Source organism: Gilliamella sp. Lep-s35, from assembly GCF_009795845.1.
Taxonomy (GTDB): Bacteria; Pseudomonadota; Gammaproteobacteria; order Enterobacterales; family Orbaceae; genus Gilliamella.
The window spans coordinates 85154-98537 of record NZ_WTEX01000003.1; the positions used below are offsets into that span (position 1 = coordinate 85154).

Consider the following 13384-nt stretch of genomic DNA (forward strand, 5'->3'; position numbering starts at 1 on the left):
TATGATTACAGATGAAGAGTGGAAAAAGCTAAAATCTGGGGATGTTATTTGGTATGCAGATCAACATGCATTAACTCCCGAAAAATTAATAATCACCAAAATAACAAAACAATCTGTTTATTGTGACAAGACAAGAATTGATAAGGAGAGTTATTTATTGCATTCAAGTTTAAACGACGCAACGCAAGCCGTGAATTTTAGATTAAAAGTACACATTGAAAAAATACAGCATCAAATTGACGAAAATTTAAAGCAACTGGAGAAAGAATGAGCGTGATTATGCCAACTAATAAACCGGTTAGAGTAGACCAAATACGCTTGGTTTGTTCAATTATGAAAGAAATAGATGAACAAAACAATGGTTGTTTTATCACATATGAGCAGATGAACACAATCATAAAAGCAGCAAATATTATATGCGATGAATTTAATAATAAGGATTCTAAAAAAGAATAATTTTTCAAAAATTTTTAAATTACAAATAACGAGTGCAGACGTTATTAATTAAATGTGGAGTATTAATATGACTTGGATTACAACCCATTCAGGGTTACATTTTGATTACCAAAACCCTATCATCGATTCAATCTGTATTGAAGATATCGCAAAAGGCTTATCTCATGAATGCCGTTACACAGGACAGCTTGATAGATTTTATTCTGTAGCTCAACATTCTGTTGAATGTAGTTACGTTGTTGCCGATAAATTTAAATTAGAAGCATTGTTACATGATGCTGTTGAAGCGTACTGCAAAGACATCCCGTCACCACTAAAAAAATTATTACCTGATTACCGCCTAGTTGAAGACAAGGTTGATCAAGTTATCAGGCAAAAATTTAATTTGCCATTAACTATTTCTCCTGAAGTTAAACAAGCTGACCTTATTTTATTAGCAACTGAACATCGTGATATAGCTAATGATGGCAAAGAGTGGCCAATGTTAAAAGGCATTCCATTGCTTGAGAGAAAAATAGAGCCAGTACCAAGTGGTGTTGCTTATAACCGCTTCATGCGTCGATTTTATGAGTTGATCAAACAGGAGATGTAAAAATGGCAGAATATGGCGTAAAAGTTAATAGCTCTAATTTTATTGAAATCTCATCTGGGCAACAAAAGTTTTTAATTCTAACTACTGCACGTGATCCAATGATTGGGGACATATTAATTATCACTGATAGAAACAATCCTGATAACTCAGTTGAAGCGATTATTACCAGTTTTGACATTGACGCAAATGGAATTGAAAACGGTTTTATCGTTGTCAGTATTGATATTAACTCCAAGGACCAAAATGCAGTTGTAAAACAATCTCAAACAGATGAAAAGATTATTTTATTAAATAAGAAACTATCTGAGTTAACTAAAAAATATAATGCATCATGCAACAATTACAACGAATTAGATAATGAAAAAACTAAAATTAATGGACTATTGAAAAAAGAAATAAAAAAAAGTGACGGTATGCAAGAAGAAATATCTTCACTAAAAACGGAAATATCAAAACAAAAAAATGAGTTAGCAAGAAATCATAACACAATAAAAGACCTTCAATCTGAGGTTAAGAAGCAAAAGGATAGCCTAGAATGGTATCAAGTTCGAAATGATGAGTTAGCTGATTTAAATACATCTTTGAACCAGGAAATACATAGCATAAAAAATAAAAATGACATTATGAATAAAGCAACCGACCATATAGTTCCTGATAGTTATATCAAGCTAAGAAGCCTAACCAAAAACTTATTATCTTATATCGATAGTAATTTATAACTGCAGTTAATAAATGCTAGAACGTAATTATGAAAAAGAAGCGAAACAAAAAATATAACCCAACACTAAAATATCAACAAATATCTAGAATTGTTGCCAAAGATTACATGATCTTAGATATCACTGCTATTGATGTGTTTGTTTATTACAAAGGTTCTGAAATCAAACCTAAATCATTTGAAGCAAGGATGTTAAACGAAGTGCGTTATAAATGGCAAATAATGGCGGGTGTTATTTGTCGAGATCAACTAAAACGCGAATATTTAAAAACAGACACATTTATAACGGCTAATGAGTATTTTACATCTGAACTATCTGATTATCTGGTTGAGTTTCAAGCTGATCTTTGGGAAACGGCCAACCCATTACATAGATTAACTCAATTCTGGTTAGCTACACCAAATGAAACTGAAATTACAGAACAAGTTGTCATGAAAATGATTAATAGTAAAAAAGGTTTTAATAATTTTATGACTGGGTATGAGTACCAACAAAGCAAAGCCACATTTTAAACGGAGTGATATACATGGATAAAATCAGATATTTAACAGAAGACCAATTATTGGAAATAGCTGGAAGTTACGATCGTGAAAACCCACCAACCACTGAAATGGTTATGGCTGTCGAAATACTAAATCGTAGAGCAGAAATTAGGTTAATAAAAAGTAAAGTTTATTCAACAAAACAAAGAATAGATAACGATATTAAAGAACTATATTTAGATTTAGAACGACTATAAAGCATAGAGCAAGCAATTGAGGGCTAAATATGACTAGATATAGCAAACAAGGAGAAAATTAAAATGACAATTAATACAGTTATTATTGATATTGAAACATTAGATACAAAACCGACAGCAATTATATTGTCAATTGGAGCATTTGCATTTGATAGATTTAATTTAAATGAAACGTTAGAAACAATAGAAATGGTTATGGTTGAAATTTCGGGTTGTTACAGTGATCATCATCTATGCATGTCATGTGACCTGACAGACCAATTATTTTATTCCAACCGAACGGTCAGCAATGAAACGCTAGAATGGTGGAGATCTCAAGTTGATAAAAAAAATATATCCCTTGAACCAGGATATTCTCACCTAGAAGAAGCTCTTAAGAAATTAATATCTAAAATAAATGAATGGAAAAAAATTAACCCTGATATTGCATTTTATTTTAGAGGAACAAATTTTGACCCGATTATTTTAGAAAATGCATTCAATGAATATTCATTACAAACGCCGTGGTTATATTATCAAGTCAGAGATGTTAGAACATATATTGACGCATTAACACGAACAGCAAAAGGAAAAATTGAAAACTATACGTCGTCATTTAATTTTTTAAAACACAACGCACTACATGATGCAATGTCCGATGCAGAACAAATGTGTTTGGTTTCAAAATAATTGTTAAGTTGTAGATAACAATTATTTAATAATTTTGTGGAGTAAAAGGAGTAAAAAAAATGATACGTTATTTACCAATTTCTAAATATTGTAGCGAATATGGCGACACGGTATGTGCTGTAGACAAAAGGCTCAAACGAGGCATTTGGGCTTTTGGAGTACATGTTTTCCGTGTTGAGGGTATAAAAGAGCGTCAGGTAGATATAGTAGCGGTTGATGAATGGAAAGGAAAGGAAAAACAAAAATGTCGCGTGGTGTAACAATTCGAAAACACGCAAACGTTCAAACATTAATTATCACATTTACGTTCAAAGGTGTTTGCTGTCGTGAACCGCTACGTGGACTGCCTGTTACCCCATCAAACATAAAATATGCAGAACGACAAAGAGGTGAAATATTAAATAGTATTGAACGTGGGACTTTTAATTATGCTGATTTTTTTCCGAAGTCAAATAAGTTAAAAATATTTGGCTATTCGAGTAAAGGCTTAAAAGTTAAGAACTATTTAGATAGTTATTTATCTTTATGTGAAAAACGAAAATTATCTCCATCAACGATCAACGGCTATCAGAAGTGCATTAATGCACTTCATGATCTTCATGATATTTGCATAACCGAATTAACACCAGGAATTATAAAAAATTGGGTACAAGAACAAACAACATCAATTAAGACTAAACGTAATAACTTATCTTACCTTAAATCATCTCTTGATGATGCTATTATTGATGGGATAATTTCTATTAATCCCGTTCAGTCTGTATCAGTATCTAAATATCATGACAAAAGCACAGAACAAGATAAAAGTGATTACGTTGTTGATCCGTTCTCGCCAGATGAAGTTAATGCGATATTACAATTTTGTAGTAACGAGCAATGGGAAAATTTATTCAGATTTGCATTTGCAACTGGTATGAGATCTAGTGAACTTTGTGCACTAAAGTGGAAAAATATTGATTTTATTAAAAACAAAGTACATGTAAATTCTGCTCGAGTGGTTGGAGTTGAAAAAGGGACAAAAACAAAAGCAGGAACTCGTATTATTGATCTGGATAATAATGCACTAATAGCATTAGCTAAACAAAAGAAATTTAGTTTTTTACATAATGAGTATGTTTTTTTGGATCCAAAAACAAATAAACAATGGGAAGGTGCTGATGCAATACGAAAAAAAGCTTGGGTACCAGTGTTAAAACGATCTGGAGTACGCTACCGCAACCCGTATCAAACTAGACACACGTTTGCAACATATCATCTAAGCAACGGTGTTAATCTATTCTGGTTAGCAGAGCAAATGGGGCATAAAGGGCCAGAAATGTTATTCCGGCATTACGGTTCGTACCTTGAATCATACGACGGTAATACATCAATCAAAAAAGCATCAAAATAAAATGCACGTCTAATGCACGCAAAAAACAAACAAAATAAAAAATTGTTATTATTTATATTGATATTGAAATTCGGACGCGGGTTCAACTCCCGCCAGCTCCACCACTATATGGTTATATAGAACTTCATAAAGCTAACAATATATAAAAAACAAATAATTACTTAATTTTTGTTTTTATCCCCTCCAGACAAATCTAAGAAAGTCAAATTCAATCCCAATGAAATTAAGCCGGATCTTGTGCATAACGGCAAAAACGAAGTAAAGTGAATCTATCACCTCTCAACCTACTTAATTGAAATAATGGATAATTCGATAAGGTAAAAGAGTTTATTAAAAAGACAATTAATTTAAATTGATGATACAATACAAGAATATAGTTTTATTTTTCTCACCTATTATTAATCGTTATAAATAGGATTAATGTATTGATGAAGTATGAATTAAAAAGCTGGAATATAAATATCCCTTATGAAGATAAGCGAAAAAGGCTTATTCTTAAAATGATAATATTTATTCTTTTTGGTTTTTTTATGCTTCATGTTCTCTTTTTTATAAAAATTAGCCAAAGAATAATTGTTTCATTGCCTATACCAGATATTCTGATTTCTCTAGTATTTGCAGTGTTCATTGCATTTATATTTTCTTTTCGTCGTAAGACGCTTATTAATAAACCGATTAAAAAAAGAATAATGCAATATTGTAATCGATTTTATAGTATTGCTTGTTTGTGCTTTATAATAATTTTCCCTTTATTTGATTATTATGTTTATTTTTTCCCTAAAGAAACAAATACGTATTTAACTCATTATGAGATCACCACATCTGGCCCTCGTATTGGACGATTTAGCAGTTGCAACAAAGGAATAAAAATACAAGATCAATATACATCAGGTATTTTTTTCCTCTGTTTTAATAATAGAAAACATTCTGATTATAATACTCAAGCACTAGTTACAGTACAAAGTAATTCTATAGGCTCTTATTTGGTTAATTATGATCTTTCAGGACTGCATCAATATTAAAAGAAACTCAGTCTGATAGACCATATAAAAATAGTTACAATAGGTATACTTTTTCTCAATAGATCTAGTTGTGTTTTACTTAAACTAACTTGTTTTTTTAATAGGTGTTTAATATTTGTTTTAATTATAGTTATTTTTTGCGTGCTACCATTTTATATAAAATTCTAAAGTGTGAACAAGCGCCTATTTTTAAATGCAACTTGATGCAAGTAGTCCAAGAAGAATGTAACCGTTTTAAAGGTTTATTTCGCTGCTTTAATAATATTAAATACAGGTGGAATCGTTAACTTAATCGAATAACATTCCGTATTACTTTTTCTGATATAAACAATATCGTTATATTTTTCCCCGCAGTCAGAAACAGGGTAAGCATCAGTAATAATATAATAATCCGTCAACAGATTCCCTGCATAACATAATGATAAAATTGGTATAAACAAACCTATCATCACAAATGGAGCAAAGCAAAATTCAAGTGATTGTATCTTTCTTTGATACTTAGAGGAAAAAAAACTAAGAAATTTCCAATAACAAAATTTTATTATATAAGAAACAAAATAAAATAAAAAAATTAAGATGGTACCAAGGTGCAATGCAATTAACGTTGCATATATACTAACTGAGTAATTTAAATACTCTGGGTCGATATCATAAGTATAACTTAATGATTTTTTGGCATAAATGCAAGAAAAAAAGAATAATACACCAAAACCAAATAATATTTCCCACCATTTTTTTATACGAGATAGTAATCGTTTATAATGTGTAACAATATAAATAATAATGGGAATATAAAAGATAATTCCAGCAATAAAATAATGTTGATTATCTATAAGATAAAGTATTATAAAAATCCAGCATAAGCTTAATATGTCCAATAATAGATTTGTATCCAAATAAGCCCTTATTTTTTGCCACATAGTATTTTTTATTCCTAATCTGGAGTTCAACTTATCACAATATCTGCTTAACTAAGCTCATAATATATTCTAAGTTTTTAGTATCAGACACAGTTAACTCATAATCACCAGCCGCCCAATGACCCACATTTGAAACATCTTTTGTTAATTTTTTAGGGTCATCAAGATTGCCTTTTTTGGTATTAATCCAGATTTTTAATGATTTGTTCTGTAAATGTATAGAAACAATACTGTTTTTACCCTGCTTAAAAGCGACATAAAGCTTTTTAGGCAATATTTCTAGCTCTGTTGATAAGGACAAAATCGCATTTTTGAAGCTATCATAAAGCTCTAGTACATCATCAGATTTATCATTTAAGTGATAATCCTCATCATATACAACTAACGCTTTAGTCACCTTATCTAAGGCCGAATTTCGGGTATGTTGTACTTGCTTAATATTAGGTGCCGATTTAGAACGTTTAATGGGATTAATCGAAATTAAGTCATTATCAAACTGTTTAATTTCCCATAGTTCTATGGCTAAATCTTTAAAGTTAGTCGACTGTTTTTGGTAGTCAGTAAAGGAAGGAGAAACAAAAATAATTTTACTTTGCGACCAGTCAATTTGGTTACGTTTTAAATTAGCTTGGCAAGATTCATTATATTCGACAATAAAATCAGCTTGATAATCAAGCATAAGATTTAAATAGGTCACACCCTGATCGATAACACTAAAATTGCGTTCACGTTTATATTCAATAATAACAAAGGCATTTGCTTCGGTATCATAAGCTAAGGTATCAATACGGTAATCTTTAATTCTAAATTCAGATTTTACAAAAGTTAAATTACCAATAATATCTAAATTTTTTTCAAATAATGTTTGAATTTCTTTTTCTAACTTAAAAGGTTTTTCTTTCAAAAATGTTAAATTTTGATTTTTATTTAAAAAAACTTGCATTGTTCTCCCAGCCTGATTTAGTAAATATTATTTTTGAATAAATCACATTAATTTCTAATTTTAACAATATATATAATAAAATAAATCACTTAAACAAATTAATTTTTATTATATCTCATGATACTGCTCAAACCAATCAGGCTCTAGCGTGGGTATGTAAGGAAAATTACTGGGTTTAGCTTTATTTACTTTTAATCTATAGCAATATTGTTGATATTCATTTTTTGACATAAACATACCAGATAACTCATTGCCATTATTAAAAGCATAAAATTTATATTCCGAATCCTTAAGTTGCAGGTTTACAATATCAAATAATGCAAAAGTAGCATATCCTCCATGACAAATGTTTTGGTGTAGGTAAACGCCAAGTTATTTACACTTTATAATTAAAATAATCCGCTAAAAATCATAAGGCGTTTTTCCTGAAATCGCTTTATGCGGTTTAACGGTATGATAAAAATGAATAAAGCGTTTAAGCTTTTGTTTTCACTCTTTTGCATCGCTAAATATTGGCTGATTATGCCGCATCTCAATTCAAAGTTCGTATCACGCTTTCGGCTTTTCCATTAGTTTATAGGCAGGTGATTTTTGCTTGATATACCGGTTATTACACGGTTTATCTAAAAAAATCAAATAAATATAAAAATGTAGGTATTCTCTAGTTTGCTGTTTTGTTTGATTTTTAAGTAACGGCAAACTTTAGGTATCAGCCTGTCGTATTTCGCTTAGATAGGTTTTGTTATCGCCTTTAGCTTGCCGCCTTAATTTATTTTTAATGGCTTTTTCGATTTTAAATAAACGTTTAATACCCTAGCTGATGGTTTTATAACATTGGTTCTTACTGGTTAAAGGCACAAACAGCTTTCATCAGGCTTTTTTAGCATATTATAAATGCTCTCGCGAATGACCATAGAGTGTTTGACCTAATTAGTAACGGTTATTTTTCTTTATAGTGTCAGCGTTATATCGCTTGCTTATGATAGGGCGTTAGTTTTGTTTTTTTTATGTATATTTATTACAGTTGTTTCTTAAATTACTGTAAACAATGCTAGAAATGTCTACATATAACATCATTATCCCTATGATGAGCAATATCTTGGATATTATTTGGTATCAAATTCATTCGTCTCTTTTATCTTAATTTCCTAAAATTGATGCTATCAAATTAGCACTGATTTAGTTCAGGCTATAGCAAATTAGTCATGTTTTATAAAGTAGCAGATCACACCATGATGGAGGTCGAAATGGGAAATGAATCTAACGGGAAAATGTTTTTTGAAGATTTGATTCTTTTAGATAAAAACTTTCAGAATACTAATCAATTTTTCGATTTTACGTTTCCTATTTTAGAAAGTGGTGGTTACAGCCATTTAGTGTGTAATACATTAAAACAAGCTTTATTTCGGCGTCACTTTCCTAAAAATGTACTCATCCATAGTGACCAAGGAAGCCAATATTGCAGCGCTGATTTCAAGCAATTATTGTTACAATATGAGCTAAGGCAAAGCATGAGTCGAAGAGGAAACTGCTTTGATAATGCGGTTGTTGAAAGTTTTTTTCATACACTCAAAACACATATTATTCATGACTGTTACTACAAAACGAGGAAGCAGGCTAGTAAAGCACTATTTGAATATATTGAAATCTATTATAATCGGATACGCCGTCATTCAGCCAATGGCTAGGTATCACCGCAGCAATATGAACAACAATATTACCAAAACGAAAAAATGATAGAGGTGGGCACTGTCTAATGTTTTGGCGAGGATCAGTGGTATAAGGACACTGGGCTAACACATCGTTTTGTAAAAATTGTGCCGAGCTAAATTGGGATTTATCAGGGTAAATACCGGCATAAAGCTCACGTGAAAAAGCATCAATGCCAACAAACAAATATTCTCTCGTTTGTTATTTTGTTTCATTTTTAAGTAAAGGTAAACGTTTGGTATCAACGTGTAGCATTTCACCCGGATAGGTTTTGTTATCGCCTTTAGCCAAATTAGTAACGGTGATTTTTCTGAGGAAATACATATTAAATATTTCCTCAATTTTAGATTATGTATTAAAAGTTGATATATCTATTAACGTTATTAAAAAATATCTTTAATAATTAGCACAGCACGTCCAACAATATGATATTTATGAAAGTCACTTTTTGGTACTTCAATGGTAGGATGTTGGCTATTATTACAAATCAATAACCATCCATTAAGTGTTAAGCGTACCTTTCTTAGAAAGGTTATATCTTCATATTCAATAAGATAGATTGCCCCATCTACAATATCATTTATTTCAGTGTTAAGAATTAGACCGTTATTATTTTCTATTTCTGGTGACATCAAATCGCCTTTGGCCCAATATATGATTAATTTTTTAGCATCTAAGCCGCGATGCTTAACCCACCCCTCAATAATGGGATAGTTCATCACTGGCGGTGTTTCTCTAACAAAACGTTCTTTTTGTGCTTCTTCTTTCGAGGGTAATTGTTTTTTATAAACAGGAATTCGATAAATATTTTCGTTGTAAACATCTTCTTCGTCTTTCCAGTCCACAAATTCTTGTCTATAACCAGTAGCCAGCCAATTAAAAGAAACATTACATTTTTCAGCAATTACCTCTAGACGAGTAAGGGAAGGGTAAGTTTTACCCGATAAATAATCTCTAATGACTGTTTCAGACATATCACATTTTTTCGCGAAGGCGGAAACTGATAATCCCTGCATTGAGCTATGCAATCTATCTTTAAATGTTTTGACATTATTATTTTTAGTTACTTTCATCTTTGTACCATTATTTTTTCTTTTGTAAATTTGTTAATTATAAAGTGTTTTTGTTATTTTAAATAGCAAAAAATGCGAAAAAACGCTTAATTTGATTTTGTTTATGATTTTAATTGTTTTTTTAAATTACGTTCTTTTATTTTCTGATTTTTTCTGCTTTTTTCCGCTCTTTGTTTATTGTTGATAATATTTTTAAAAAATAAATGAATTGTTTTTTTCCGCTTAATAACTCGTATTTTATTGCAAAAAATATTTATTTAAGTGAAATGAAATAATTTTTTTATTAATATTTGATATTAATCAAATATAAAAAAGCAGTAATAATCATCTATATTGATGTTTTATTTGGTTATTTTGTTAGTGCTTAATTATCGAGCAAATAAAAAATAAATAGAAAAACAAATAAAAACGTTGACTCGAGCGAAAAAAAATGGATAATAGGCAGGGTAAGGATTTTTCATTGTTTTCTTTCCTTATATTCCTTATATTTCATGTTGGCCTGTATAGTTTTATACAGGTCTTTTTTTATTCTTGAACTATTCATGAAATCCCTTCTCAAAAAGAGTATAATAAGATACGTATAAAATTTGTTTTACAACTTATCCCAATAGAGAGTTATATTTTATTGAGAGGATTTGATTATGTCTTTTAGTATTCCACATCTTTTAGTGTTTCTGGCTGTGGTCATTTTATTGTTTGGCACTAAAAAACTCCGTCATTTAGGTTCCGATCTTGGTTCAGCATTGAAAGGTTTTAAAAAAGCGATGAGTGATGATGAAGTTGAATCAAAAAATGATGATAAATTAAATTAAATAGTTGCATTTATTAATATGAATATTCAATTTGATGTAGTAATTATTGGCGGTGGGTTAGTCGGTTTAGCTACGGCCTGCGCACTAAGCCAAAATGCTTTAAATATTGCTATTATAGACAATAAAGTTCATCAACATGACTCCTTCTTGCATGCTGAAATAGGTATTAGAGCTTCAGCTATTAATGGTTCAAGCCAACGGTATTTTTCGCAAATAGGTATTTGGGATGAATTATGCCAGAGTAAGCGAGTTCAAGAATTTACTGAAATTGGCGTATGGGAGAAAAATGGTCAAGCACATTTATCAGCTCATGCTAAAGATTATAACTATCAAAATTTAGGTTATATTATTGAAAATAATGTCATTTCTCATTATCTTTATCAATATGCTTTAAATTGCTCTAATATTAATATATATAATTGCGAAGCAATTGGTTGTGCTTTTAATGACGACTTTGTCTTTTTGACTCTTACAGATAAAACTGTTTTACAAGCTAGATTAATGATAGGGGCTGATGGTGCTCATTCTTGGGTGCGTAGGTATGAAAATATTCCAGTTTTTGAGCGTGATTATCTTCATCATGCTGTTATTACAACGGTTGAAACAGAGTTCCCTCACCAATCTTGTGCTAAGCAAGTGTTTTATTCAAATGGAATTATCGCTTTTCTTCCTCTTTGGCAGGAAAATAAAAGTTGCTTAGTTTGGTCAACAAAACCAGATAATGCGTCTACTTTAACTTCATTTTCAGAATCAGAATTTTCGAACGAATTATTTCGGTTAACGGGTGATAAAGTCGGTAAATGCCAGTTAATTAACCCTAGAATGGTATTTCCATTAAAAGCGCGGTTTGCTAAACAATTTATTAAGCATCGGTTTGTACTTATTGGCGATGCAGCTCATACTATTCATCCTTTAGCAGGACAAGGGGTAAATTTAGGTTTTCAAGATTCTGCTTTATTAGTTTCAACTATTAAACAATTAATTGAAACTAATAAAGATATTGGGCTTGCAAAAAATTTAAAATCATTTGAGTTTAATCGTCGTAAAGATGCGTTAGTTATGCTCACGGCCATGCAAACTATTCAAGATATGTTTAATGGTGATAATTTACTAAAAAAGACATTAAGAACAATAGGTATGAATACCATCGATCATAGCTCACTATTAAAAAAACAACTGATCAAATATGCTATGAAGATTTGATCTAAGTTTACATTTTATTACTGTTACTTTTGTTAAAAATTTTCAGGAAAGAATGTGTTTCAATATAAAAATAAGTAAAAAATGTTAGAAAATTGTTTGTTTTAATAGATTATAAATGGGCGTAGCAAGCCCAATTTTTTCATTTTCAGATTTAAGGTTATACCAATACCCATAAGATTCATCCCAACATTTTGTATGCTTTGTGATGACACAATGGAAAGGAACGATGTTTAAGTGAAAATGACTAAATGTGTGGCGAAATGCAATAAGCTGTTTTAAAGGTGAAGTTTCGATACCTTGTTTTTTTAGCCAGTCAATTATTTCTTGCTTACTTGAAAACTGTGGTAAACAATATAGCCCACCCCAAATGCCTGATGGTGGTCTTTTTTCTAACCAAACAGTTTGATTGTATTCTAGCATTAAAAAATAAGCTGTTTTTTCAGGAATAATCTTTTTAGGTTTTTTGGTTGGATATTGTTGCCAACTTTCTGTTTTATATGCAAGACAATTGCTATGCAAAGGACATAAAGAGCACTTAGGTTTAGTACGCGTACAAACCATCGCGCCAATATCCATCATGGCTTGGTTAAATTTTGCAACATCAGTTTCAGGAGTCACTTGTTCGCTCAATTGCCAGAGTTTATTTTCGATAGTTTTAATACCGGGCCAACCTTCAACAGCAAAATATCGAGTTAATACACGTTTTACATTACCATCTAAAATGGGGTAATGTTGATTTTGTGCAAGAGATAATATTGCACCAGCTGTTGAACGTCCTATGCCTGGAAGTGCGACGACATCATCGAACTTTGTAGGGAACATACCATTAAATTTATCAACAATTAATTGTGCTGCTTTATGCAAATTACGTGCTCTTGCATAATAGCCAAGTCCTGTCCAAAAATGCAATACATCATCAATTGGCGCTTTTGCTAAATCTGCTATTTGTGGGAAGTGCTCAATAAAACGATTAAAGTAAGGAATAACCGTTGCAACTTGAGTTTGTTGTAACATGACTTCTGATAACCAAACATGATAAGAACTCTTTTCGATTTGCCAAGGTAGTGATTTTCTACCATACAGGTCATACCAATTAAGCACAGATTGAGAAAAATGCTGCATAGCCATCATAATTA

General features: G+C 30.8%; 18 protein-coding genes and 1 pseudogene. 13 read left to right on the forward strand and 6 right to left on the reverse strand.

From position 1 onward, the window contains the following. Position 1: 1 nt before the first annotated feature. The 10 genes from GQ590_RS02120 to GQ590_RS02165 all read left to right on the forward strand — a co-directional run bounded on the left by GQ590_RS02120 (position 2) and on the right by GQ590_RS02165 (position 5587). Positions 2 to 271 (forward strand): hypothetical protein, encoded by a 270-nt coding sequence (locus GQ590_RS02120; RefSeq protein ID WP_160406140.1) that lies wholly within the window; start codon positions 2 to 4, stop codon positions 269 to 271. Next, positions 268 to 456 (forward strand): hypothetical protein, encoded by a 189-nt coding sequence (locus GQ590_RS02125; protein ID WP_160406139.1) that lies wholly within the window; start codon positions 268 to 270, stop codon positions 454 to 456. Before GQ590_RS02120 ends, GQ590_RS02125 begins: the two co-directional genes overlap by 4 nt. Before the next feature lie 67 nt (positions 457 to 523). Further along, positions 524 to 1048: an HD family hydrolase gene (locus tag GQ590_RS02130; protein ID WP_160406138.1), complete on the forward strand. Its 525-nt coding sequence runs from the start codon at positions 524 to 526 to the stop codon at positions 1046 to 1048. Positions 1049 to 1050: 2 nt separating this feature from the next. Next, positions 1051 to 1767: a hypothetical protein gene (locus GQ590_RS02135; protein WP_160406137.1), complete on the forward strand. Its 717-nt coding sequence runs from the start codon at positions 1051 to 1053 to the stop codon at positions 1765 to 1767. A 29-nt stretch (positions 1768 to 1796) separates the two neighbouring features. After that, on the forward strand, positions 1797 to 2279 hold the full coding sequence (locus GQ590_RS02140) for a hypothetical protein (protein WP_160406136.1): 483 nt from the start codon (positions 1797 to 1799) through the stop codon (positions 2277 to 2279). A gap of 14 nt (positions 2280 to 2293) precedes the next feature. Continuing rightward, complete coding sequence (locus GQ590_RS02145; RefSeq protein WP_160406135.1) at positions 2294 to 2506, forward strand: hypothetical protein; 213 nt, start codon at positions 2294 to 2296, stop codon at positions 2504 to 2506. A 63-nt stretch (positions 2507 to 2569) separates the two neighbouring features. Beyond that, entirely contained in the window at positions 2570 to 3175 is a 606-nt protein-coding gene (locus tag GQ590_RS02150) for a 3'-5' exonuclease (protein WP_160406134.1), read from the forward strand. 59 nt (positions 3176 to 3234) lie between these two features. Continuing rightward, complete coding sequence (locus GQ590_RS02155; RefSeq protein WP_160406133.1) at positions 3235 to 3435, forward strand: excisionase; 201 nt, start codon at positions 3235 to 3237, stop codon at positions 3433 to 3435. Then, the gene (locus GQ590_RS02160; protein ID WP_202112838.1) at positions 3420 to 4565 is read left to right on the forward strand and encodes a site-specific integrase; all 1146 of its coding nucleotides are present in this window, start codon (positions 3420 to 3422) and stop codon (positions 4563 to 4565) included. Before GQ590_RS02155 ends, GQ590_RS02160 begins: the two co-directional genes overlap by 16 nt. A gap of 428 nt (positions 4566 to 4993) precedes the next feature. Beyond that, positions 4994 to 5587 (forward strand): hypothetical protein, encoded by a 594-nt coding sequence (locus GQ590_RS02165; RefSeq protein ID WP_160406131.1) that lies wholly within the window; start codon positions 4994 to 4996, stop codon positions 5585 to 5587. A 242-nt stretch (positions 5588 to 5829) separates the two neighbouring features. Here GQ590_RS02165 and GQ590_RS02170 read toward each other — a convergent pair whose 3' ends face one another. The 3 genes from GQ590_RS02170 to GQ590_RS12620 form a co-directional block, all read right to left on the reverse strand. Beyond that, positions 5830 to 6507, reverse strand: a complete 678-nt coding sequence (locus GQ590_RS02170; RefSeq protein ID WP_160406130.1) for a hypothetical protein — start codon at positions 6505 to 6507, stop codon at positions 5830 to 5832. 34 nt (positions 6508 to 6541) lie between these two features. After that, entirely contained in the window at positions 6542 to 7450 is a 909-nt protein-coding gene (locus GQ590_RS02175; RefSeq protein WP_160406129.1) for a DUF5655 domain-containing protein, read from the reverse strand. 108 nt (positions 7451 to 7558) lie between these two features. Beyond that, positions 7559 to 7681 carry a hypothetical protein gene (locus GQ590_RS12620; protein WP_255471403.1) on the reverse strand — a complete coding sequence of 41 codons (123 nt, stop codon included), beginning with the start codon at positions 7679 to 7681 and terminating at the stop codon, positions 7559 to 7561. Between the two features lie 1142 nt (positions 7682 to 8823). Here GQ590_RS12620 and GQ590_RS02180 point away from each other — a divergent pair. Then, a pseudogene (locus GQ590_RS02180) lies at positions 8824 to 9135 on the forward strand (DDE-type integrase/transposase/recombinase); the annotation flags it as partial. A 226-nt stretch (positions 9136 to 9361) separates the two neighbouring features. Here the strand turns inward: GQ590_RS02180 and GQ590_RS12625 are convergent. After that, a complete protein-coding gene (locus GQ590_RS12625) occupies positions 9362 to 9484 on the reverse strand; it encodes a hypothetical protein (protein WP_255471404.1) in 123 nt (40 codons plus the stop codon). 59 nt (positions 9485 to 9543) lie between these two features. Further along, positions 9544 to 10233 (reverse strand): S24 family peptidase, encoded by a 690-nt coding sequence (locus GQ590_RS02190; protein ID WP_160406127.1) that lies wholly within the window; start codon positions 10231 to 10233, stop codon positions 9544 to 9546. A 641-nt stretch (positions 10234 to 10874) separates the two neighbouring features. On the opposite strand from GQ590_RS02190, the gene GQ590_RS02195 reads away from it, so the two are divergent. Both GQ590_RS02195 and GQ590_RS02200 read left to right on the forward strand, forming a co-directional pair. Next, positions 10875 to 11045: a Sec-independent protein translocase subunit TatA gene (locus GQ590_RS02195; RefSeq protein WP_081300157.1), complete on the forward strand. Its 171-nt coding sequence runs from the start codon at positions 10875 to 10877 to the stop codon at positions 11043 to 11045. A gap of 18 nt (positions 11046 to 11063) precedes the next feature. Continuing rightward, positions 11064 to 12248: an FAD-dependent monooxygenase gene (locus GQ590_RS02200; protein ID WP_160406126.1), complete on the forward strand. Its 1185-nt coding sequence runs from the start codon at positions 11064 to 11066 to the stop codon at positions 12246 to 12248. A gap of 84 nt (positions 12249 to 12332) precedes the next feature. On the opposite strand, the gene mutY is transcribed toward GQ590_RS02200, so the two are convergent. Next, entirely contained in the window at positions 12333 to 13379 is a 1047-nt protein-coding gene (mutY, locus tag GQ590_RS02205) for an A/G-specific adenine glycosylase (RefSeq protein ID WP_202112839.1), read from the reverse strand. Positions 13380 to 13384 lie beyond the last annotated feature (5 nt).